This is a genomic window from Dietzia sp. UCD-THP (assembly GCF_000349585.1).
GTDB classification, from domain to species: Bacteria; Actinomycetota; Actinomycetes; order Mycobacteriales; family Mycobacteriaceae; genus Dietzia; species Dietzia natronolimnaea_A.
The window spans coordinates 219,250-240,424 of record NZ_KB714653.1 but is presented as its reverse complement, the minus strand read 5'-3'; the positions used below and the strand labels follow the sequence as shown (position 1 = coordinate 240,424).

At 70.7% G+C, this 21,175-nt stretch carries 23 protein-coding genes; 16 read left to right on the top strand and 7 right to left on the bottom strand.

Going from position 1 to position 21,175, the window contains the following annotated elements:
• Window positions 1-33: 33 nt before the first annotated feature.
• The 4 genes from H483_RS33140 (at window position 34) to H483_RS33125 (ending at window position 4,188) form a co-directional block, all read left to right on the top strand.
• A complete protein-coding gene (locus H483_RS33140) occupies window positions 34-1,071 on the top strand; it encodes an AraC family transcriptional regulator (protein WP_017837653.1) in 1,038 nt (345 codons plus the stop codon).
• A 61-nt stretch (window positions 1,072-1,132) separates the two neighbouring features.
• The gene (locus H483_RS33135) at window positions 1,133-2,746 is read left to right on the top strand and encodes an AMP-binding protein (RefSeq protein WP_017837652.1); all 1,614 of its coding nucleotides are present in this window, start codon (window positions 1,133-1,135) and stop codon (window positions 2,744-2,746) included.
• The gene (locus H483_RS33130; RefSeq protein ID WP_017837651.1) at window positions 2,746-3,741 is read left to right on the top strand and encodes an LLM class flavin-dependent oxidoreductase; all 996 of its coding nucleotides are present in this window, start codon (window positions 2,746-2,748) and stop codon (window positions 3,739-3,741) included. Before H483_RS33135 ends, H483_RS33130 begins: the two co-directional genes overlap by 1 nt.
• 51 nt (window positions 3,742-3,792) lie before the next feature.
• Window positions 3,793-4,188 carry a membrane protein gene (locus H483_RS33125; protein WP_017837650.1) on the top strand — a complete coding sequence of 132 codons (396 nt, stop codon included), beginning with the start codon at window positions 3,793-3,795 and terminating at the stop codon, window positions 4,186-4,188.
• 73 nt (window positions 4,189-4,261) lie between these two features.
• Here the strand turns inward: H483_RS33125 and H483_RS33120 are convergent, their stop codons facing one another.
• Together H483_RS33120 and H483_RS33115 are read right to left on the bottom strand one after the other, a co-directional pair.
• Window positions 4,262-5,155, bottom strand: coding sequence for a hypothetical protein (locus H483_RS33120; protein WP_031265038.1), 894 nt, complete (start codon window positions 5,153-5,155; stop codon window positions 4,262-4,264).
• Window positions 5,152-5,970 carry a hypothetical protein gene (locus tag H483_RS33115; protein WP_017837649.1) on the bottom strand — a complete coding sequence of 273 codons (819 nt, stop codon included), beginning with the start codon at window positions 5,968-5,970 and terminating at the stop codon, window positions 5,152-5,154. Before H483_RS33115 ends, H483_RS33120 begins: the two co-directional genes overlap by 4 nt.
• Window positions 5,971-6,215: 245 nt before the next feature.
• Here H483_RS33115 and H483_RS0119855 point away from each other — a divergent pair, with 245 nt between their 5' ends.
• From H483_RS0119855 to H483_RS40160, 3 genes are all read left to right on the top strand, one after another.
• On the top strand, window positions 6,216-6,719 hold the full coding sequence (locus tag H483_RS0119855) for a hypothetical protein (protein WP_152428005.1): 504 nt from the start codon (window positions 6,216-6,218) through the stop codon (window positions 6,717-6,719).
• Window positions 6,720-6,822: 103 nt separating this feature from the next.
• The gene (locus tag H483_RS33110) at window positions 6,823-7,644 is read left to right on the top strand and encodes a hypothetical protein (RefSeq protein ID WP_017837647.1); all 822 of its coding nucleotides are present in this window, start codon (window positions 6,823-6,825) and stop codon (window positions 7,642-7,644) included.
• A gap of 74 nt (window positions 7,645-7,718) precedes the next feature.
• Window positions 7,719-8,771, top strand: a complete 1,053-nt coding sequence (locus H483_RS40160) for a hypothetical protein (protein ID WP_238556336.1) — start codon at window positions 7,719-7,721, stop codon at window positions 8,769-8,771.
• Between the two features lie 35 nt (window positions 8,772-8,806).
• On the opposite strand, the gene add is transcribed toward H483_RS40160, so the two are convergent.
• Window positions 8,807-9,853 (bottom strand): adenosine deaminase, encoded by a 1,047-nt coding sequence (gene add, locus H483_RS33105; protein ID WP_017837646.1) that lies wholly within the window; start codon window positions 9,851-9,853, stop codon window positions 8,807-8,809.
• Window positions 9,850-11,319 carry a sodium:alanine symporter family protein gene (locus tag H483_RS33100; RefSeq protein WP_017837645.1) on the bottom strand — a complete coding sequence of 490 codons (1,470 nt, stop codon included), beginning with the start codon at window positions 11,317-11,319 and terminating at the stop codon, window positions 9,850-9,852. Before H483_RS33100 ends, add begins: the two co-directional genes overlap by 4 nt.
• A gap of 56 nt (window positions 11,320-11,375) precedes the next feature.
• Here H483_RS33100 and H483_RS33095 point away from each other — a divergent pair, with 56 nt between their 5' ends.
• Entirely contained in the window at window positions 11,376-12,266 is an 891-nt protein-coding gene (locus H483_RS33095; RefSeq protein WP_238556335.1) for a patatin family protein, read from the top strand.
• Window positions 12,267-12,337: 71 nt separating this feature from the next.
• On the opposite strand, the gene H483_RS39670 is transcribed toward H483_RS33095, so the two are convergent.
• The gene (locus tag H483_RS39670; protein WP_017837643.1) at window positions 12,338-12,490 is read right to left on the bottom strand and encodes a hypothetical protein; all 153 of its coding nucleotides are present in this window, start codon (window positions 12,488-12,490) and stop codon (window positions 12,338-12,340) included.
• 236 nt (window positions 12,491-12,726) lie between these two features.
• On the opposite strand from H483_RS39670, the gene H483_RS33090 reads away from it, so the two are divergent.
• The 4 genes from H483_RS33090 (at window position 12,727) to H483_RS33075 (ending at window position 16,426) form a co-directional block, all read left to right on the top strand.
• Complete coding sequence (locus H483_RS33090) at window positions 12,727-12,912, top strand: hypothetical protein (RefSeq protein WP_017837642.1); 186 nt, start codon at window positions 12,727-12,729, stop codon at window positions 12,910-12,912.
• Window positions 12,913-13,071: 159 nt separating this feature from the next.
• Window positions 13,072-14,766, top strand: a complete 1,695-nt coding sequence (locus H483_RS33085) for a nitrite/sulfite reductase (RefSeq protein ID WP_017837641.1) — start codon at window positions 13,072-13,074, stop codon at window positions 14,764-14,766.
• A complete protein-coding gene (locus tag H483_RS33080) occupies window positions 14,763-15,545 on the top strand; it encodes a phosphoadenylyl-sulfate reductase (protein ID WP_017837640.1) in 783 nt (260 codons plus the stop codon). Before H483_RS33085 ends, H483_RS33080 begins: the two co-directional genes overlap by 4 nt.
• The gene (locus tag H483_RS33075) at window positions 15,542-16,426 is read left to right on the top strand and encodes an NAD(P)-dependent oxidoreductase (protein WP_017837639.1); all 885 of its coding nucleotides are present in this window, start codon (window positions 15,542-15,544) and stop codon (window positions 16,424-16,426) included. Before H483_RS33080 ends, H483_RS33075 begins: the two co-directional genes overlap by 4 nt.
• Before the next feature lie 5 nt (window positions 16,427-16,431).
• Here H483_RS33075 and H483_RS33070 read toward each other — a convergent pair whose 3' ends face one another.
• Window positions 16,432-17,250, bottom strand: coding sequence for a 1-acyl-sn-glycerol-3-phosphate acyltransferase (locus H483_RS33070; protein ID WP_017837638.1), 819 nt, complete (start codon window positions 17,248-17,250; stop codon window positions 16,432-16,434).
• 58 nt (window positions 17,251-17,308) lie between these two features.
• On the opposite strand from H483_RS33070, the gene H483_RS33065 reads away from it, so the two are divergent.
• Entirely contained in the window at window positions 17,309-18,037 is a 729-nt protein-coding gene (locus H483_RS33065; RefSeq protein ID WP_017837637.1) for a sirohydrochlorin chelatase, read from the top strand.
• A 133-nt stretch (window positions 18,038-18,170) separates the two neighbouring features.
• Complete coding sequence (locus H483_RS33060) at window positions 18,171-18,509, top strand: Lsr2 family protein (protein ID WP_017837636.1); 339 nt, start codon at window positions 18,171-18,173, stop codon at window positions 18,507-18,509.
• A gap of 147 nt (window positions 18,510-18,656) precedes the next feature.
• Here H483_RS33060 and H483_RS33055 read toward each other — a convergent pair whose 3' ends face one another.
• Window positions 18,657-19,346 (bottom strand): enoyl-CoA hydratase/isomerase family protein, encoded by a 690-nt coding sequence (locus H483_RS33055; protein WP_017837635.1) that lies wholly within the window; start codon window positions 19,344-19,346, stop codon window positions 18,657-18,659.
• 192 nt (window positions 19,347-19,538) lie between these two features.
• On the opposite strand from H483_RS33055, the gene H483_RS33050 reads away from it, so the two are divergent.
• Together H483_RS33050 and H483_RS33045 are read left to right on the top strand one after the other, a co-directional pair.
• Entirely contained in the window at window positions 19,539-20,213 is a 675-nt protein-coding gene (locus tag H483_RS33050; protein ID WP_017837634.1) for a TetR/AcrR family transcriptional regulator, read from the top strand.
• A 4-nt stretch (window positions 20,214-20,217) separates the two neighbouring features.
• Window positions 20,218-21,084, top strand: coding sequence for an acyl-CoA thioesterase domain-containing protein (locus tag H483_RS33045; RefSeq protein WP_017837633.1), 867 nt, complete (start codon window positions 20,218-20,220; stop codon window positions 21,082-21,084).
• Window positions 21,085-21,175 lie beyond the last annotated feature (91 nt).

The window sequence follows — 21,175 nt, the reverse complement described above, 5'->3', positions numbered from 1 at the left end:
GCCATTCGGCGGACAGTGTTCCCCGTGGCATATGTGCGATCTGCGGGACTGCGGGGCGTCAGGGCCGTGATCGACGAACTCGGGGGCGACGCCGACGACCTGAAGCTGCGCTGCGGGCTGCCGCGCGGCGCCCTGGACAGCGACGAGATCCTCGTGCAGGACCTCGCGATCGGGCTCCTCCTCGAGACCGCGGCGGTGGAACTGCGCTGTCCGGACTTCGGCCTGCGGGTGGCGTTGCGCCAAGATCTGGGACTGCTCGGACCCGTGGCCGCCGCCATCCGGCACGCTCCGACCACCACCCGGGCGTTGGAGATCACCTCCAAGTATCTCTTCTTCCACGCCCGCTCGCTCGAGATCACCGTGGTCGCCGATCCGGAGGGGGACCCCGATGTGCTGGGGGTGCGGTTCGGCTACCGCGACGACGCGGCCGCGCTGCCGCCCCAGGCGGTCGACCTGGTCCTGCTGTTCCTCCACCGGTCCATGCTCGCGCTCCTCGGGGGAGAGTACGGACTGCTGTCGGTCGAGCTGCCGAACGCGCTCAACACGGCACCGGGCCGCTACCGGGAGCTCTTCGCCGCCCCGGCCAGACCCTTCGCGACGGCCGCGATGCTCCGCGTCCCCGCCGTGCTCCTCGGCCGGGAGATCACCGGCGGCGACCTGATGGCCCATGAGCTCGCCCTGAGCTACCTGGACCAGCACGGCCCCGCGCGAGACCAGACCTACAGCGAGCGGACCAGGGCACTGCTGCTGCGGTCCCTCGACACCGGGACCTCGACCCTCGGTGACGTCGCCGGGCTCCTCTCGGTCTCCCCGCGGACCCTGCAGCGGCACCTCACCGGGGAGGGCACCTCGTTCACCGCGATCCGGGACGAGGCGCGCCGCGACGTGGCCGCCCGCCTGCTGGCCACCACCGAGATCCCCCTCTATCAGATCGCCTCGGCCCTCGCGCTCGACGACGTGACGACGTTCAGTCAGTACGCGCGCCGGTGGTGGGGGGTCACGGCCAGGCAGTTCCGGGCGGACAGGAAGGGGACGGGAGTCGCGGGGCGTTCGACGATCGGACTTTCCTGACGGGTGTCAGCTCAGTTCGCTATGATCTGGGTCACACCTTCTCTCGCTTCCGAGGACCCCCATGGCCGACACCGTTCGCGAACAACTCCGCCGACACGCCGACTCCGACTCCCCGGCGATCCGCTACGAGGACCTGACCGTCACCTGGCGTGAGTACGTCTCGGGCGCCGACCGCCGCGTCGGCGCCCTGCACGCGATGCTCGACGACTCCCGACCCCGCCATGTGGGCACGCTCCTGGAGAACACCCCGGAGATGCTCTACGCCCTCGCCGCCGGCGCCCTCGGCGGGATCGTCGTCGCCGGGATCAACGCCACCCGGCGCGGCGAGGGACTGGCCCGCGACATTAGACGTGCGGACTGCCAGCTCCTGCTCACCGACTCCCAGCTCGCGCCCCTGCTCGACGGGCTGGACCTGGGGGACGTCACGATCATCGACACGGACTCAGACGAATGGGCGGCCACGGTCGCCTCGTCCGAACCGCCGGCGGGTCTCCCGCCGGCCGACGCCGGCGACCCGTTCATGCTCATATTCACCTCGGGGACCTCCGGCGACCCCAAGGCGGTCCGGGTGGGGAACTTCACGGTCACCATGTCGGGGGAGGCGCTCGCGCCGTCCTTCGAGCTCACCGCCGATGACGTGCTGTACCTGTCCATGCCGCTGTTCCACTCCAACGCCATCATGGGAGGCTTCTCGCCCGCGATCGCCGTGGGCGCCACCATGGCGCTCGCCCGCCGCTTCAGCGCGACCCGCTTCGGCGACGACATCCGCAGGTACGGGGTCACGTACATGAACTACGTGGGCAAGCCACTCGCGTACATTCTCGACACCCCGCCCCGCCCCGACGACGCCGAGACCACGCTCCGTGCGGCCTTCGGGAACGAGGCGGCGGCCAAGGACATCCCCGCGTTCGCCGAGCGCTTCGGCTGCACCGTCCGGGATGCCTACGGCTCCACCGAACTGGCGATCATCGTGGTCCGGACCGAGAACTCACCGCTCGAGTCGATCGGCGAGCCGTTCCCGGGGGTCGCGGTGTACGACCCGGCGACGGCGACCGAGTGCCCCCGGGCGGTGTTCGACGACAACGGGGCGGTGGCCAATCTCGACGAGTGTGTGGGCGAGCTGGTCAACACCGAGGGCGCGGGCTTCTTCGCCGGCTACTACAACAACGAGCAGGCCACCTCGGAGCGGATGCGGGACGGGATGTACTGGTCGGGCGACCTGGCGTACCGGGACGTGGACGGCAACGTGTACATGGCCGGTCGCAGCGGTGACTGGCTGCGGGTCGACGGGGAGAACATGGCAGCCGGCATCGTCGAGGAGATCATCCTCCGCCATCCCGCGGTCTCCCGGGCGGCGGTGTACGGACTGCCCGACCCCCGCGGCGTCGGGGACCAGCTCGCCGTGGCCGTGGTGATACGCCACGACGGCGAGCTCGACCCCGCCGGCCTCGAGGAGTTCCTGGCCGCCCAGCCCGACCTCTCGCCCAAGGCGTGGCCGCGCTGGGTGCGGGTCTCGGACGCGCTCCCCACCACCGCGACCAACAAGGTCCTCAAGCGCGAGCTAATAGAGGACGGCGTGGGCGGCACCGGTGGCGGCGACACCTGGTGGGAGCGGGAGGAGCGCGGAACGTCCTTTTCGGTGCTCGCCGGCTCCCGCGCGGGTGCCGGGCTCTGATGGTCTACGTCGTCACCCGCTTCGACTTCCGCGCGCCCGGGGCGGACGCGGCCGAGCGGCGGGACCGCTACCGCTCGGCCCTCGACATGGCCCGATACGCGGAGGAGACGGGCCACGACGCCGTCAACCTCTCCGAGCACCACGGGTCGGAGGACGGTTATCTCCCGTCCCCGCTCATCGCGGCGGCGGCGGTCGCCGCGGTGACCGAACGGATCCAGATCGCGGTGTGGGCCCTCGTCGCGCCCCTGTACGACCCGGTCCGGCTGGCCGAGGACATCGCCGTCCTCGACCACCTGGCATCCGGACGGGTGAGCCTCACCTTCGGCCTCGGCTACCGACCGGTCGAGTACGCGATGCATTCCCGGGACTGGAAGGAGCGGGGCGCTCGCCTCGAACGACAGTTGGAGACCATGCTCGCCGCGTGGGCGGGGGAGCCCGTCGGGGACGACCCCGTCGACGGTTCGCGGCGCGTAGCGGTGACACCGCGGCCGTTCTCCACCCCGTATCCGCTGGTCTTTCTCGGTGGTGGGGGCGCGGCCGCGCGCCGGGCGGGACGCCTCGGGATGCACTACCAGCCCCAGCTCGACGATCCCGCGCTCACCGAGCTCTACCGCGCCGAATGCCGCGCGAACGGGCACGAGCCCGGACTGGTCGTGGCCCCGGTCCCCGGACCCGCCGCGGTGTTCTGCGCCCACGACCCCGACGAGTTCTGGGGCCGGTGCGGCGGCCACCTGCTCGCCGACGCGGAGGCCTACCGCGCCTGGCAGATGGGGCCCGGACGGAGTTCGTTCGTGCACTCCGACGCGCGCTCGGTCGAGGACCTGCGCGCCGAGGGGGTGTACCTGGTGGCCACCCCGGACGAGCTCGTCGAGCGGGTCCGGGCTCGCGAACTGGGCCTGATCGCCAGCCACCCGCTGTGTGGCGGGATGCCGGTCGACGCCGCGTGGGAGTCGCTGCGGCTGATCGGGGAGCAGGTGCTGCCGAACCTCCGGTGAGGACGTGTCGTCGACCACCGGTCCTCCCCGGGGGGCCGTAGTGTCGGGCGAATGGGAAACGACACGGCACTCAAAGACACGGCACGCGCCGTCCGGTACTGGTCCATGCCCGCCGCTCTGGGGGCGATGGGCGCCCTGCACTTCGTGGCGCCCCGCCCATTCGACGGGTTGATCCCGCCGGAGCTGCCCGGCAGCGCCCGGGCGTGGACCTACGGATCTGGCGTGGCCGAGATGGCCGTGGCGGCGCTGCTGGCCGTCCCGCGGACCCGCGCGCTCGGTGGGGCGGCGGCCGTGGCGCTGTTCGTGGGGGTACTGCCCGGGAACATCCAGATGGTGCGGGCCTGGCGCCGCAAGCCCGTGTGGCCCTACCAGGCGATCGCGTGGGGTCGATTGCCGTTGCAGGTGCCGATGATCCTCGCGGCCGACCGGATCCGCCGCGGCGCCTGAGCGGCATTGACGATCGCCCCTGACCTCACCGTGACCGTGGTCGGGGTCACCCGGGCAGCTGCCCGGCCTCAGGTCACGAGTACCGGGGCCCGTCCCCCGGTGCCGGGTGGTCGCGCCCGGGGCCTTGTGTCCCGGAGTTGCCGGGCCCCCATGGGTCAGGGCGCGGCGCGCCCGTGGAAGGCGCTCCCGATCCTGGCCGTGGGGAGGCGCCATACTCGCCCGCCTCCCCGGCTCCGGTGGGACCGTTGGGGCCCGGGGCGTTCTGAACCGCGGGGCGCGGATGCTCACCGTGGCGGAGTACGGCGACGATGGCGCACCCGATGACCACCACATAGGTGGCCACCGTGAGGATGGGCCCCGCCCCTGGTTCGACGTCCGGGCCGGACGTGGCGGGGGAACCCGGCGCGGGCGGTGTGTCGTCCGAGACGATGGCGACGACGAGAACCCCGATGGCGAGAACGAAGAGTTGTGGCACCACGCCGATCACCGCGAACACCGCGCCGAGCTGACGAGCGGTGGTGAGCATGAGAAGGCCGCCCACGATCACCAACACCCCGGAGAGAGCGAGCATCCCGGCGACCGGCTCGAGGAGCATCTTGGTCGACATCTCGACGATGCCCAGTTCGAGTGCGTCGGAGTCCGACAGTCCCCGCTGCGCCGCCGAGCTGAGGTCGATCGCCCCGGTCGCGGAGATGCTCATCGTCCCCTCGACGATGTCGAAGGAGCGATCGACCAGCCAGGCGAGTCGGGGCGTGATGAGGAGCAGGATCCCCGCGACCACCGTGACGATCCCCGCGACGGCGGCGATCATGTCGCGGGTGAGGAAGGCCATGAGTCTGGAGCCCACGCCCGGTCGGTTCGTCAAGGGTTGGCGGTAGGTCGCCCGGGGGTCGTGTCCGTATCGACCGGTGGAGTCGGCCGGGCCGTCCGCCCACGGCTGCCACTGGTTCTCGCGGGGGTCGGTCATGCGATCCACCTCGTGATCCGGATGGTTTCGCGGTAGGCGATCATCACCAGGTACACGATGATGCCGAGGGCCGCGAGAGTCAGTGCGAAGGTGGACAGTCCAAGCCCGAGGCGGGCCTCGGGCACCATGGACCCCACCAGCTCCGCGACGAGCGAGAACTCGGCGCCTATCGCCGAGCTGATGTCCGAGGCGGCATCGGAGACGTTCCCCACGATCTCAGAGGGGACTCTCGCGTACCCGAGGGTGACCGCGCCGAACAGGATCAGTGAGATGCCCACTGCCTGCATCCGGCCACGCGCTATCAGGATCCCCCCGGCGATCAGGGTCACCGCGGCGACCACCAGTGCGAGGCCCACGGACACCGTGAGCACCCGCGCGACCTCGAGATCGTCCTGGTCCAGGGTGTTGATGGCGGCCATGTCGCTCCACCGACTGCCGCTCGACGCCGAAACCCCCCGGAACGGGGCGACCGAGTACTCGATCAGGGAGCCGCCCGAGCGATCGAACAGGGCCCACCAGGGGAAGAGGCAACTCAGCAACGCGAAGACCCCCGAGGTCACGGCGAGGACACCGGGCAGTCGGAGCAGGCGTTCCTGCCACGGCATGGACTGGACCCGGCGCGCTGTCTGGCCCGCGGCGCCCGCGGCCGAGGCCACCCACTGATCGGTGCTCGAGTGGTCGGGGCCCTGCGCCGGGAATCGTTCTGTCGGCTCGTGGTGATCCGGGTGATCGGGTCGGGTGAACCTCGCGGTCGGATCCGCCGAGTGGCCGTAGTGGTCGCCGGGTTGATCGCCGGGTTGATCGCCTTGACTCATCGTGGGGGGATCTCCTTCGCCGGCGACTGTTCACGGTGTGTGCATCAGGCCACTGATCCTAGGGCTCGACGGTCGACTCTGTGGGAGTCTTTTGACAGTGGCGGAATCGGTGGCCGTCCGAGCGAACGGCCCGAGTCGGCCGTAGACCGGGAGAAGAGAACATGTACCCAGGGCAGGGGGGCGGCCAGGACGACACGTGGTACGCGGCCGGCCGGGCTCAAGACGTCTCGAACGGGTATCCACCGATGTCCGAGGATTGGGCGGCCTACGATCACGAGACCGGCGGGCCCGGTCCGGGGACGGTGGCAGTCCTGGTCGTGGTCGCTGTGGTTCTCCTCGCTCTCGTCGGCCTTCTGGCGTTCTTCTTTCTCGGCCGGTCAGGCGAGGAGCCCGGTTCGGCCCCACCGGATGCGGTGACGGTCTGGTCAACTGCGTCCCCCACCACGACGGAGGCCTCCCCGCGTCAGAGCCCGACGACCCGGGCGGCCGCGCCAACGGCGGTTCTCGAGGAGTGCAGCGACGCCGGCGACGTCGTCCTCCCGCGCTCCGGCCTGGGGACGACCGTCACGAGCTGCCCGTTTGCGAGGGAGGTCCGAGAGGCGTATCTGGGGGCGGGTCATCACGGCGGAGCAGCCGTTATCGACGCGTCGAGCCCGGTCACCGGCCTGACGTACACCATGGTGTGCGCGGGGGAGCGGGACGCCGTGGTGTGTCGTGGTGGCGGCAACGCCGTGGTCTACCTCTACTGACGTGGCGGCCGGGCGGAGGGCGATCAAGCGGGTTCTGTCGACGTCGACCGCTGTCCTCGTCGCGGCGGGGTGCGGAGTGGGGACGGTGACGACGCCTCGGACGGTGACCATCGTGACCGAGGCGCCCGTTCAGGGAGGTACGGGGAATGCGGGGGCGGGGGCGGAGACGAGGTCGGAGGCCGGCCCGGGGTGGGACCCGTCAGCCGCCGAGATGGGCGCGGGGACACAGGACGGGTTCGACCGGCTCGTCGCGTCCCTCCCTGTCGGGGTGGGTGTGGCCGTGGCGCCGGTGGGCGCACCGCGGACCGCTCTGGCCGGTGGTGATCTCACTTCCGGTGTGGCGTGGTCGACGATCAAGGTGCCGCTCGCTCTGGCCGCGCTGCGGGCATCCGTCGGAGAGCGCGATGCGGTGGAGCGAGCGCTCACCGTGTCGGACAACGCTTCCGCCGAGGGGCTCTGGACGGCGCTCGGCGGAGGGGGTCAGGCGTCGGCGTCAGTGGAGTCCGTTCTCGCAGAGGCGGGGGATTCTGAGACCAGGGTCCCGAGCGAGCGTCGACGCCCTGGGTTCAGCGTGTTCGGCCAGACGGAGTGGTCGCTCGAGTCCCAGGCGGTCTTCGGTGCGGGACTGGCCTGTCTGGCGGACGGGTCGGCGGTCCTCGAGCCGATGACCCGCGTCGACCCTTCTCAGAGCTGGGGGCTCGGACGTATCCCCGGAGCGGCGTACAAGGGCGGCTGGGGACCGACGATGGACGGGGGCGGCTATCTGGTACGGCAGTTCGGGGTCGTGCCGAGCCCACAGGGCCGGTTCGCCATCGCGATTGCGGTCCACGGGGCAACCTTCGATGACGGCGCGGCGACGCTCTCGCAGACCGCAGACCTCGTGTCCGCCGAGCTCGGCACTCTTCCGGCGGGAGAATGTGGCTGAGAAACCCGGGGCTGGCCCATAGGGCCAGGACAAACACACACCGTCGAGGGTCGCCTGGTGGCACGATGTGCCGGGTGAACACTCTCGCACTGGTCCTGGTGGGCGTGGGGTTGCTTGCCGCGCTCCTCGGGGTGATGGTCGCGGCCACGAGCCGCACGGCACGGGGGGACTCCCACCCGGTCGACCGCTCGGACTGGGCCGCGTACGACCAGCCGCAGTCTCCGGTCGCGGGCCACCGCGGCGGCACCGGAGCACGCCGTGGAGGGGCGACCACGGCGGGTCTCGCGATTCTCGCCGTGGGCGCCGTTGTGGCGCTGGCGGGGGGCATTGTGCTGGCGCTGCCCGGGACCAGGGATTCCGCGGACCGACCTGCCGGGGAGTCGGAGACGTCCTCAGCCGCCGAGTGGACCGAGACCTCGGCCCCGGCGACCTCCGAGCAGAACGAGCCGGGCGGAGGCGAAGAGCTGAGCGGCCCCGGGACCGAGTGCGGACTGGTCGAACCGACATTTGGCGAGCCGGCCCCCGTCCGGATCGAGCGCGGAAGTATCGGGTGTGTCGAGGCCACGCGGGTCGTCCAGAGGTACTACGACCTGCCGGTTGATCCGAACGGCGGCAACACCGCCCCCAAGGAGTTCGACGGCTGGAGGTGCGCCACCGCCACGGCGGGGGCCGCCGCTGAGCGCGGGTACGGGACGTCCTGCCTCAAGGGAGATGTCCAGCTCGTGCTCCCCATCGGGCAGGAAGCCCGCGCCCCGCAGAACGATTCCGCTCGTGCGGGGAGCGATTCGAGACCGTACGGGGACCTCGGTCTCGCGACTCCCATGACCAGGCCGTCATGCGACGGCCGAGGGATCGTCGTTCTCTACTCCGCGGTGACACCCGGGGCGTACGAGTCGGAGGTCCGATCCGCGTTGGCGTCCAACCCGGGCGCGCGCTACCTACGCACCGATCAGGCCTGCCCGTCTCTCCGTCAGCGCGACGAGAACGGCAACGTGATCTATGCGGTGTACCGCGAGTCCGGGTACAGCAGGGCCGAGCTGTGCGCTGACGTGGCGGCCGCACCGGCCGGCGCCTACGGGCGATGGCTCGACACCACCAGTGATCCGACGGTTCTCGTGAGCTGCTGACAACGCCATCGCGCGACGCGCTGCACGGGGTTCGTTCAGTGCGCTGCCCTCGGGCGCTGGGCGGCCACCCCTGTCCCCCCGGCGACCCAGTCGTCCACCCCTGCCAGGGCGCCGCGCTTGAGATCGGCGGGAGCGAAGGACGAGTCGATCGACGCCCGCGCGCACCCCGCGAGACCCGCGTCCGGTATGCCCATCTGCTCGTGCGCCAGTACGTACTCGTCCACCACGTCGACTCCGAACAGCAACGGGTCGTCGGCACCGATCGAGCAACGCACCCCGGCGTCCAGCAGTGTGGGCAGCGGGTGCTCGGCGAGCGTGGGATACACGCCGAGGATGACGTTCGAGCTCGGGCAGACGTCCAGACAGACCCCGCTGGCGGCGAGCTCCGCCACCACCCGGGGGTCCTCCGCTGCGCGGACGCCGTGCTGGATCCGGTCGACGCCCAGGTCGAGTGCGGACCTCACCTCCTCCGGTCCGGCCAGCTCGCCGGCGTGCGGCACGACACCCAGACCGGCCTCGCGGGCGATCGCGAAGGCCTCCGCCACGTCGGCCACGGGGTTACCACGCTCGTCGGCCACGAGGCCCACGGCCACGACACCTCGCTCCGCGAACCGTGCCGCGAGCCCGGCGGCCTCCAGTGCGTGCCCGGGCCCGGCCCCGCGGTCGATGCTCACGATGGCACCGGTCCACACCCCGTGGCGCCGGCCGGCGGCCGAGGCGGCCGGCAAGATGAACTCCAGGGCCTCCTCGGCCGAGTCGAAGGCGGCCGACTTGTCCGGGATGGAGGCGAACTCGAGCGCCACGACGCCCTGGGCGGCGGCGTCGGCCACCACCTCGTCGAGCAGTCGGCCGAGCCGCTCCGGGGTGTGCAGCAGAGAGATGAGCACTCCGTAGGCGTCGAGGAAGCCGGTGAAGTGGGGGAAGTCGACGAGCGGCGGGACCTCCACGCTGTCCTCGGCGCACCACTCGCGCATCGTCCCGGGGCGCATGGCGGCCTCGAGGTGGACGTGCAGGTGCGCCTTGGGCAGGGCGGCGTAGCGCTCGTATGCGGGGCAGTGCCCGGGTGGCGCCGGGCGGATCACTCCTTCGGCTCGACGTCCCGCGCCTCGTCGGCGACGTGCTGGTGCGTCATCGGATCGGAGCCGTCCCAGGTCGAGACGTTCCGGGCCTGGGGCAGGTCGTCCCGGTGGAACACGGGGTTGTGGCCCTTGGCCTTCTGTCGCAGGTAGTGCTGCAGCAGCGCCACCGCGAGCCCGCTGAGCGGGATGATCGCGATGAGGTTGATCGTGGCCATGACGCCCATGAACAGGTCCGCCATGTTCCAGATGAGGTCGACGGACCCCAGGCAACCTCCGAGCACGGCGAGGACGACCAGGACGCGGAAGACCCGCAGCGCCATGGGGCTCTCGCGGAGGAACCGGATGTTGGCCTCGCCGTAGTACGAGTTGCCGAGGATCGAGGAGAAGGCCAGGAAGAAGATGACGACCATCAGGAAGGGCACGCCCCAGTCGCCGACCTGAGAGGCCAGGGAATCCTGGGTAAGGGTGATCCCCTCGCGGTCGCCGCCGAAGTCCGGGTTGGCGAGGAGGATGATGAACGCGGTCGCCGAGCAGACGACGAGGGTGTCGAAGTAGACACCGAGGGCCTGCACCAGTCCCTGCTTGACGGGGTGGGAGACGGATGCGGTGGCGGCCGCGTTGGGAACCGAGCCCATGCCGGCCTCGTTGGAGAACAGGCCACGCCGCATGCCCTGCATGATCGCCGCGCCGATCGCCGCGCCCGCGACCTCGCGGAAGCCCAGAGCGTGGCCGACGATCAGCGAGATCATCTCCGGGACCTCGGTGATGTTGATCGCCACGACCACCAGGGCGACGACGATGTAGGCGATCGCCATGAGCGGGACCACGATCTCGGTGACCGCCGACAGCCGCCGGATGCCGCCGAAGATCACCGCGGCCACCACAATGGCCAACACGACGCCGATGAGCAGGCCCGACCCGAGCCCCTCGAGGCCGAACTGGTTGCGCACGGACGCGGAGATGGAGTTGGCCTGGACGGCGTTGAAGACGAAGCCGTAGGTCAGGGTGATGATCACCGCGAAGGCGACCGCCACCCGCTTCCACCCGAGTCCGTCACGGATGTAGTAGGCGGGGCCACCGATGTAGGAGTCCTTGCCGCGCACCTTGTAGAGCTGGGCGAGCGTGGACTCGATGAACGCCGTGGCGCCGCCGATGATCGCCAACATCCACATCCAGAACACCGCACCGGGCCCGCCGACCGTGATCGCGATGGCGACGCCGGCGATGTTCCCGGTGCCCACGCGGGACGCGGCGGAGACGGTGAAGGCGCGGAAGGCGGAGATGCCCTTCTTGTCCGGCTCGATGTCCGAGGGCTTCTCGACGATCGTCCTGAACATCTCCGGGAACATCCGGATCTGCACGATCAGGGTCGTGAAGGAGAAGTACAGACCGGCGATGACGAGGAGCGCGATGACCGCGTACCAATAGGCATCGTTGACGGATGCGATGAAGTCGGCGATTGCGCTCACCTCGGAGACGGTAGTCGATCATCACTGAAGTGACGATGCGACTTACCCTGGGTGTCGTGACCGACTTATCGCCCACCGCTCCGGATGTCGCCGTCCTGTTCGAGGGCGGGGGAATGCGGGCGGTCCACACGGCGGGGGTCGTGGAGACCCTCATCGACGCGGGCATCCACGGGGGGATGGCTGCCGGGATCTCCGCGGGGGCCACGCACGTGGCCAACTATCTGTCCCGGGAGGGCGTCCGGGCGCGGAAGAGTTTCGTGGAACTCGCGGCGGACCCCAACTTCGGGGACTGGCGCAGTTTCGCCCGGGGGAAGGGTCTGTTCAACGCGGAGTACATCTACGAGCAGACCGGTCTCCCGGACCAGGTGCTGCCGTACGACTTCGACACGTTCTCGGCCAGCGGCACGGCCGCGAGGATCGGGACGTTCCGGTGTTCGGACGGCGCCACGGTCTTCTGGAGCGAGGACGACGTCTCGAGCATGTCGGAACTCATGCGGATGGTCAGGTCATCCTCGACGATGCCGGTGTGGATGCCGCCGGTGCTGATCGACGGTGAGTACTACGTGGACGGGGCCCTGGGCCATGACGGCGGGATCCCGCTGTCCGCGGCGCGGGAGGCCGGATACGAGAGATTTCTGGTGGTGCTGACCCAACCGAGGGGGTACCGGAAGATCCCACCGAGGAGACTCACCCCCTTCTACCGCTCGTACTTCCGGAGGTTCCCGGCGGTGGGTGAGGCACTTCTGCACAGATGGGCGCTCTACAACGAGACGCTCGACGAGATCGAGGCGCTGGAGGAGTCGGGCGACGCGGTGGTGTTCCGCCCGGAGCGCGTGCTGATCCGGAGTTACGAGCGCAGGGTCGACCGCCTCGCGGAGGCCTACGTCCTCGGGCGGGAACAGGCGCGGCGAGAGGTCGCCACCTGGATGGAGTTCTGCGGGATGTGACGGCGAACGCCCCGGTGGCGGACCACCGGGGCGTTCGGGCTTGGGGCTCGGAAGCCGACGAGCTGCGTGGCTCAGGAGCCGAACAGCGCCGCTCCGCCGGCGAGGGTGCCGAGGATGTAGGAGGGCAGCGCGAGGAAGCCGTCGATGGCCGCCGAGCCGGTGCCGGTGTCGGGGAGCAGGTCGGCGGAGCCGCTGGCGAGGTTGGCCCAGAAGTCAGAGAACATGGGATGTCCTTTCGAGAGGTGAGTCCCCAGTGGTTGGTGGGGCTTGTGGTTCACGTTACTGACGATCGACCGCGGTTTCCACTAACAATCCCTCGAAGTAAACCTTCTCAGGGTATTCGCATCATGCTTGCTGGGGGGTTTCTACTTAATGAGGATCGTCCTATGATCGAACGCAGGGCGACCGAGATGTAGTCCAACGGGTGGGCTGTCCAGGGCCGCTCTGGAAGGAGTTCATCATGTGGGGAAGTCTCATGGAGTTCGCCGGTTCGTCCATCGGGGCGGCGGGCAGTCTGGCCACTGACACAGGATCGACGATCGTCGACACCCTGACGTTCCTGCCGGTCCACATCGTGGAGGTGTTCTGGTACACCGTTTTCGGCGTCGCCGAGGATCTGGGGTCGAACATCATTCCGCCGGTCTGACGGACCACGCATCGAGGTGAGTTCTGGCCGCCCCCTGTGAACGGGGGGCGGCTTCTCTCGTGATCGGTCCCGGATCGACGCATGGTGGGGGCGTGAGGGGTGGGTGCGGCCCCCGAGCGCATTAGACAGACCGGTCTGTCGGCGGCTACCCTCGCCGTCATGACCGGTACCGACGCCGCCTCCCGCCCCGCTCGACCCGCGCGCGCCCCCAAGCCCCAGGGCCAGTGGAAGATCGACGGCAAGCTCACCCTCAACCACAACGAGGAGTTCAAGCTCGAGGACGACGCGCTCAACGTCCGCCAGCGCATCCTCGACACCTACTCCAAGGAGGGCTTCGCCTCCATCCCGTCCGACGACCTGTCGGGCCGGATGCGCTGGTGGGGCCTGTACACCCAGCGCAAGCAGGGCCTGGACGGTTCCCGGACCTCCAAGCTCGAGGCCGACGAGCTCCAGGACGAGTACTTCATGATGCGGGTCCGCACCGACGGCGGAGCGGTGACCACCGACCAGCTTCGGGTCCTCGCTGGCATCTCGACCGACTTCGCCCGCGGCACCGCCGACATCTCCGACCGGCAGAACATCCAGTACCACTGGATCGCCATCGAGGACGTCCCGGAGATCTGGCAGCGGCTCGAGGACGTGGGGATCGATACCGTCGAGGCCTGCGGCGACTGCCCGCGCGTGATCCTCGGCAGCCCGGTCGCCGGCGTGGCCGAGTCCGAGATCCTGGACCCGACCCCGGTGATCGGCGAGATCAAGGCCAAGTACATCGGCACGCCCGAGTTCTCCAACCTGCCGCGTAAGTTCAAGTCCGCCATCACCGGGCACCCGAGCCTCGACGTGGTCCACGAGATCAACGACATCTCGCTGGTGGGCGTCCGGCATCCGGAGCTCGGCCCGGGCTACGACCTCTGGGTGGGCGGCGGGCTTTCCACCAACCCGCAGCTCGCCACCCGCATCGGCGTGTTCGTCCGCCAGGAGGAGGCGGCCGAGGTGTGGGCCGGCGTGGTGGGGATCTTCCGCGACTACGGCTACCGGCGCATGCGCACCCGCGCCCGGCTCAAGTTCCTCATCAAGGACTGGGGTGCCGAGAAGTTCCGCCAGGTCCTCCAGGACGAGTACCTGGCCCGCGAGCTCCCGGACGGACCCGCTCCCGAGCGTGGCGTGGGTTCGAGCGACCACGTGGGCGTCTACGAGCAGAAGGACGGCCGCTTCTACGTCGGCGCCGCCCCCACCGTCGGCCGCGTGGGCGGCGAGAAGCTCTCGCAGGTCGCCGACCTCGCCGAGGCCGCGGGCTCCCACCGGGTCCGCTTTACCCCGCACCAGAAGCTGCTCGTCCTGGACGTCGAGCCGGAGAAGGTCGAGGAGTTGGTCGAGGGACTGGCCGCCATCGGGCTGCACGCCCGCCCGAGCTCGTTCCGCCGCTCCACCATGGCGTGCACCGGCATCGAGTTCTGCAAGCTCGCCTTTGTCGACACCAAGGACACCGCCACCGCGCTGATCGGCGAGCTCGAGAACCGGTTCGCCGACGACGCGCCCCTGCGCACGCCGTTGTCGATCCACCTCAACGGCTGCCCCAACAGCTGTGCGCGCATCCAGACCGCCGACATCGGCCTCAAGGGCCAGCTGCTCGACGGCGACACCCCGGGCTTCCAGGTCCACCTCGGTGGCGGCCTGGCCTCCCAGGACCAGGAGTCGGGTGGGCTCGGCCGCACGGTCCGCGGACTCCGCGTGCCGTCCGCGGACCTGCCCGACTACGTGGAGCGCGTGATCCGCAAGTACATGGAGACCGGTGCCAGCGGCGAGACGTTCGCCGAGTGGGCCCACCGTGTGGAGGAGGAGGTTCTGGTATGACCGCAGTCGCACTCGATCTGCTGCCCCGCAGCACCGTCCTGACCCCCGGCCCCGGCCGGCGTCGGACCACCGAGGAACTCAAGGCCATCGCCGAGGACGCGGCGCGTCGATTCGACGACCGCGGGCTCTACGGCCACCACGGCGAGGTCGACCCCGCCGAGGTCCTGGCCTGGGCGGGCGAGACCTTCGGCGACGCCCTCGCCGTGGCCTGCTCGATGGCCAACACCGTGGTGCCGGAGATGACCGCGCAGTACGCCCCGGGAGTGGACGTGCTCTTCCTCGACACGGGGTACCACTTCTCGGAGACCATCGGCGTCCGGGACGCCCTCGCGTCCACACCGGGCCTGAACGTCGTGGACGTGCGCAGCCCCGCGAGCCGCGAGGAGCACGAGGCCGCGCTCGGCCCGCGCCCGTTCGAGACGAACCCGGAGCTGTGCTGCCGCCTGCGCAAGGTGGAGCCGCTCGACGCGGCGCTGTCCGGATACGAGGCGTGGATCACCGGTCTGCGCCGGGTGGACACCGACCACCGCGCCGGAGCGGCGATCGTGGAGTGGGACGCCAAGCACTCAATGATCAAGATCAACCCGCTCGTGGCGTGGACCCTGGATCGCGTCCACGCCTACGCGGAGGAGCACGGGTGCCTCCTCAATCCCCTGCTCGACGACGGCTTCCCGTCGATAGGCTGTGAACCGTGCACCCACCGCGTCGAAGCCGGAGCGGATCCGCGCTCAGGTCGCTGGGCCGGTTCCTCCAAGACCGAGTGCGGCATCCACCTGTGACCGTCGCCTTCGCCGACCCGGCCCCCGCGGCCGAGCGGCCGGCGGCACCCGCGTTGGACGGCCTCCCCCTGACGGTGGGGCTGTCCGCGCGCGAGGTGCTGGTGGTGGGCGCGGGGCCCGTGTCGGTCCGCCGTGCCGAGACCTTCCTCGAGGCCGGGGCGGTGGTCCGGGTCGTGGCCCCTCGCGTGGACCCGGCGATGGCCGACCTCGCGGCGCGGGCGGGTGCCCGGCTCGTCGTCGTCGCCAGGAACTTCCGCGCCTCGGACCTGGACACTCCCTGGATGGTGCACGTCGCCACCGGGGACCCGGTGGTCGACGCCGAGGTCGCGGCGTTGTGCGAGCAGCGGCGGATCTGGTGCGTGGCCGCCGGCGACGCCGCGCTCGGGTCGGCACGGGTGCCTGCTCGCACCGCGGTGTCGACGCCTGCGGGGCTCGTCCGGATCGCCGTGGACTCCTCGGACCCGCGCCGGTCGGTCCGCGTGGGGCGGCACGTGGCGAGGTCGCTGGCCACCGCACCGGCGGGCCTGCGCGCCCGGCGTCGCCCCGAGGCGGGGTGGCTCGTGTTGGTCGGTGGGTGCGGTGACGGCGACCTCCTCACCGTCCGCGCCCGGCGCTTCGTCCACGCCGCGGACGTGCTGGTGGTGGACGGTGCGGCCGATCCGGGGCTGCTGGCGGAGATCGACGACGACGTCGAGGTGATCGAGGTCGGGTCGACCCTGCCCGTCGACGCGGTCGCGCGGGTGGTGGCCGCCCGGTGCGCCGCAGGGCACGGGGTCGTGCGGATCGTCGCGGCGGACACCCTTGCCGATCGCGCCCGCGACCTCCGGGCCGCCGGGGTGGAGTTCGAGATCGTCCCGGGCGTGACCGACGGCGGGGCCTGAGCAAGTCAGCGCCAGGCGTCGGTGAGGGCGTCGTCGATACCGTCGCGCACCACCCGACGTACCTCGTCGATCGACGGCGCGGACCCGGGGCCCTCCCACAGGGCGAGCGGACCGGCCGACACCACGGGGCGGCGCGGGGGCAGCGTCGAGTGCTCCCGCCCGCGGTAGACGATCCCGACCGGCAGGATCGCCACCGGGCCGCCCGCCTCGCGGGCCCCGCGGGTCATCTGGCCCACGCCCTTCTTGACCGAGTCGAGCCGCAGTGTGCGCAGGTCGTCGGCCGAGGAGTTGGTGCCCTCCACGAACGTCAGGACCACCCCGCCGGTGGCGAGCCGGTCCACACACAGGCCGATCAGCCGGGCGGCCGCGGCGTCGTGCACCGCGCGGTCGGTACCCACGTAGTTCTTGGCCCGGAAGACCGGGACGGTGCCCGTGTACTCGAACACCGGTCGCAGCGGACCGCGGAAGAGCGGGTCCTTGGTCAGGCCGGTTCCGGAGGAGAGGAACCGGACCCGCCGGTCGTACACCGCCGACGCCAGGACGAACGGGTCGTGTTTGGAGGGGTGGTTGGCGGCGACGACGATCCCCACCCCGGCGTCGTGGAGTCGGTGCAACTCGTCCACCGTCCCGGCCCCGATCCGCACCTCGGGTGAGTACAGCGCTCCCACGAACGCCAGCAGGGGATGGGTGAATCCGTCCCTTCGCCGGCCGGGGCCGTAGTAGTCGTAGACGGCCTCGAAATTGGACAGGGTCACCTCCGGACGGGCCCGGCGCCCCCGGCCCGGTCCGAGGGCCTGCCCGCTGCGTTCGGCTCCTGCCTCCATCTCCCCAGTCTCGCCGAGCGTCCGGGGCGGCGCACCCGGAATCCGGCATGCTCGGGGGATGACGACGAACTCGCACACCGCCCACCCGGTCACCGAGCGGCCCCGCCTGCTGTTGGTGGCGCACGGGACCCGGTCGTCGGCGGGTCGTCGCGAGCTGGGCCGGGTCCTGGTGGAGACCCGCAAGAGACTCGACGACGTGGACTGTCGGTTGGCATGGGTCGACGTGCAGGCACCGGGCCCGGACCGCATCCTCGCCGACGCCGTCCCCACGGTCGTGGTCCCGGCCTTCTTGGCCCGCGGCTACCACGTGACCGAGGACGTCGAAGGAGCCTGCGACCGCGCTCCCGGTCCGGTGGCTCTCGCGCCCCACGTGGGCGGGGAGCCGGAGATCGTTCGCGCGCTGATCCAGCGGCTGGCGGAGGCAGGGGCCGTGGGGGCGTTCGGCTCCGACGCGGTGGTCCTGGGGGCGGCGGGCAGCCGGGACGAGTCCTCGCAGGCGGAGACGCGCGCCCTGGCCGCAGCCCTGGAACGGGTGCTGGGCGTGCCGGTGAGCGCCGGTTTCGCCACCTCCGCCGCCCCCGCCGTCGCCGACGCGATCGCCGCGTTCCGGGAGGCAGGACGCCGCCGGGTGGCCGTCGCGACGCATCTGCTCGCGCCCGGGTTCTTCGCGGATCGACTCGCGGCGGCCGGCGCGGACGTGACCTCTCCGCCGCTCGGTGCGAGCCCGGAGATAGTCGACCTGATCGTCCGGTTATATCGAGAGAATTCGGCGGGATTAACTCCGTGATCGAACCCGGAGATATCGGATCGCGAAAGTTCGGACTATCGCGGGGAATGGTCGAAGCATGTGATCACGCATAATTTACCGAGATTGTGCATACTGTTGTGCAGTAGTAACGGCAACCAGCTAGGGAGTGACAGTGGCGCAGCAATTCCAGGTCAAGTACATCGACGACCTCGACGGAACCGAACTGGGTGAAGAGGCCAATTCCCTCTCGTTCGCCTTCGAGGGCAAGGAATACTCCATCGACCTGAGTGACGAGAACGCCCAGGCCTTCCGGGATGTCATGGCCCCGTACATCGACGCTGGTCACCGCGTGACCGGTGGCAGGAGTAAGCCGGCTCGCAAGTCCGCGGCCAAGTCCTCCTCGGGTGATACCAAGATCATTCGTGAATGGGCGAGGGAAAACGGCTTCGAGGTCTCCGATCGTGGCCGCATCCCGTCCGACGTGATGGAGGCGTACGCCGCCGCGAACTGACCGCGAAATCGAGGGCCCGCATCCCCGGTAACGGGGTGCGGGCCCTTCCGCCTATTCGCAGGCCGCCCTCGCCCGGCGGAAGGGCCCCCACTCGGTCGACGACCGGAATTGGTGGAAGGCCGCGGTGACAGCGCGAGAATTGACCGCTCAGAGCTGTGTGATCGGCGCGTCCAGGTGCGAGAGGGCGGCGTCGACGAGTCCTGCGCGGATCCCCGCGTAGTTGGCGCCACGGAGCGGAGCCATCTCTGCGGCCACTGCTACCGCGCGGTCCAGTACCGCGTCGGCCTCGGCCGCCTCGTGGACGATCCCGGCCTCGATGGCGTCGGACGCCGGGTAGCGCCTCGAGGTGAGCATCGCCGTGCTCGCCACCCCGGGCGTGAGGCGAGTGGTGATGAGCGAGTTCATGCCCGGGGGGAACGGCATGCCGAGCTGCGCCTCGGGGAGGTTCCAGAACCCGCGATCGGCGCGCATGACGCGGTGGTCGTGAGACAGGGCCAGCATCGCGCCGGCACCGAAGGCGTGGCCGTTGACCGCCGCGACCGTGGGCAGTTCGAGCCGCAGGACGCGGGCGAACAACCGCTGGGCCCGCGAGACGTACGCGGGCAGCCCGGCGGGATCGGAGGCGACGACCGACAGATCGAGACCGTTCGAGTAGAACTTCCCCGCCCCGGTCGTGACCAGCGCCGCCGGTCCCTCGGATGCCTCGACCTCGGCGAGTGCGGCGTCGAGGGAGTCCAGGAACTCCGGGGAGAAGGCGTTGTCCGGGGCGTCCGCCGGGTCGTCCGGCTCGGCGAAGCGCAGGACGAAGACGGAATCATGACGGTTCAGAGTGGGCATGGTGTCCAGCGTAGAGCTACGGGAACGCCGTCACGGCAGGTGGGACGCCGTTGTCACGGCGTGCGCGGGGAGTGCGAGGGCGGTGCGGTGACACTGCTTTCGAGTGACACAGTTCTCGAATGACACTGTTCTCGGGTGGACACGCCACGGCGTTGTGACGCGATCGCGACGTCGTCGTCGTAGTCTTCCCCGGTGACCCGTTCTCCCTCCCGCGGCACCGCCGGCGCCCCACCCCACGCCCAGTACGACGAGGCCCTCCGGCTGGGGATCTTGCGCGAGGCGACGCGCCGGCTCCGGAGCGCGGCGCCGGAGAAGCTCGGACTGCGGCCGCTGGCGGCCTCTCAGGGCACCTCCACCACCGCCATCTACACGATGTTCGGGGGGAAGTCCGGGCTGCTCGCTGCGGTCGCGGAGGAGGCGGACCGGATGCTCGCCGAGGCCCTGCGCGAGTCGCTGCGCCACGACAGTGTCGAGACCGACATGCGCTCCCTGTGCCGCGCGTACCGCCGGTGGGCACTGGAGAACCAGGGCCTGTACGCGCTCGTGGTGGCGGAGCCCGTCCGTTCGCCCCGCACCGATCCGGGCCACCGGGACCCCCAGTGGAGGGAGCCGCTGCTCGAGATCGTCGACGCGCTCGTGGACGAGGGGGTTTTCCGGGCCACGGATGTCCGCGAGGCGACCACGTCGATCTGGGCCTCACTGCACGGGGTCGTGTCGCTGGAACTGAGCGTGTGGCGTCAGTCGCCGAGCGCCGAGCAGTACTTCGAGACACAACTCGCGGCCGTGCTGCGCTCCTGGGCCGCGGGGGAGGGCCAGCGGGCCACACCACACGGGTCCGCGAACTCCTCAACCGGAATGGTGGGCTGAATCCATGGGCGAGCGGTCGTTTTTCACACTCGACGACTCGGGGGCGTACATCCCCACCAGGTACGCCCGCAGCGCGTGGTCGGACACGATGGTCAACGGGCCCGCCGTGGTGGTGGCCGCCGCCCGTGCCCTCGAGTCCGAGCACGGGGCGGAGGGGTTCCAACCCGCCCGACTCACCGTGGACCTCTTCGCGCCCGTCCGCACCGAACCTCTGGTCGCCGTGACGGAGGAGGTCCGGGCCGGCAACCGCATCCGGGTCGCCGACGTCCGGATGCTGCAGGGGGACAAGCTCGTGGCCCGCGGCACCCTGGTCCAGTTGCGCCGGGGCGAGCAGCCGCCCGGGAACGTGTGGCGCTCGGGCCGGCGCGTCGGGGCCCCGCCGGAGGCGGACCCGCTCGAGGACACGCCGGGGTCGAACGTCTTCTTCGGCAGCGGCGACCAGGGCGAGGCGTGGAGTCGCGACATGGGCGCGCACCAGAACGACCAGCGCAAACGCTTCTGGCTGCGGCCGTTGGACGTGGTGGCCGGTGAGGACGCCTCCCCGTTCCAGCGCGCCGTCACCCTCGCCGAATCCACCAGCCTGATGTCCCACTGGGGCGACGAGGGCATCGGCTTCATCAACGCCGACCTCACCGTGGCGCTGGCCCGTCTGCCCCGCTCGGGCGACATCGGTATCGAGGCAGACGAGCATCTCAGCGACGCGGGCGTGGCGGTGGGCAGCGCGTCCCTGTTCGACCGGGACGGCGTGTTCGGCACCGGGACCGTGGTGGCCGTGTCCAACGCGGGGCGGCAGATCGACTTCACCCGGCGGCGACCGGGCACCGAGGACAGTGGATCGATCGGATCGAACGAGGCGGCGACGCGGGTATGAGCCCCGGGTTGACGCGGGAGCGGATGCTCGACGCGATCGAGGCCCAGGTCGGGCTGGTGCGGTTCGCGCTCGACCCGGCCACCGACCCGGC

Bases quoted from the DNA above. Each gene is read 5' to 3' on its own strand.
- H483_RS33135 (WP_017837652.1), top strand. From the start codon at position 1,133: ATGGCCGACACCGTTCGCGAACAACTCCGCCGACACGCCGACTCCGAC.
- H483_RS33130 (WP_017837651.1), top strand. From the start codon at position 2,746: ATGGTCTACGTCGTCACCCGCTTCGACTTCCGCGCGCCCGGGGCGGAC.
- H483_RS33125 (WP_017837650.1), top strand. From the start codon at position 3,793: ATGGGAAACGACACGGCACTCAAAGACACGGCACGCGCCGTCCGGTAC.
- H483_RS33120 (WP_031265038.1), bottom strand. From the start codon at position 5,155: ATGACCGACCCCCGCGAGAACCAGTGGCAGCCGTGGGCGGACGGCCCG.
- H483_RS33115 (WP_017837649.1), bottom strand. From the start codon at position 5,970: ATGAGTCAAGGCGATCAACCCGGCGATCAACCCGGCGACCACTACGGC.
- H483_RS0119855 (WP_152428005.1), top strand. From the start codon at position 6,216: ATGTCCGAGGATTGGGCGGCCTACGATCACGAGACCGGCGGGCCCGGT.
- H483_RS39670 (WP_017837643.1), bottom strand. From the start codon at position 12,490: ATGTTCTCTGACTTCTGGGCCAACCTCGCCAGCGGCTCCGCCGACCTG.
- H483_RS33090 (WP_017837642.1), top strand. From the start codon at position 12,727: ATGTGGGGAAGTCTCATGGAGTTCGCCGGTTCGTCCATCGGGGCGGCG.
- H483_RS33085 (WP_017837641.1), top strand. From the start codon at position 13,072: ATGACCGGTACCGACGCCGCCTCCCGCCCCGCTCGACCCGCGCGCGCC.
- H483_RS33080 (WP_017837640.1), top strand. From the start codon at position 14,763: ATGACCGCAGTCGCACTCGATCTGCTGCCCCGCAGCACCGTCCTGACC.
- H483_RS33070 (WP_017837638.1), bottom strand. From the start codon at position 17,250: ATGGAGGCAGGAGCCGAACGCAGCGGGCAGGCCCTCGGACCGGGCCGG.
- H483_RS33065 (WP_017837637.1), top strand. From the start codon at position 17,309: ATGACGACGAACTCGCACACCGCCCACCCGGTCACCGAGCGGCCCCGC.
- H483_RS33055 (WP_017837635.1), bottom strand. From the start codon at position 19,346: ATGCCCACTCTGAACCGTCATGATTCCGTCTTCGTCCTGCGCTTCGCC.
- H483_RS33045 (WP_017837633.1), top strand. From the start codon at position 20,218: ATGGGCGAGCGGTCGTTTTTCACACTCGACGACTCGGGGGCGTACATC.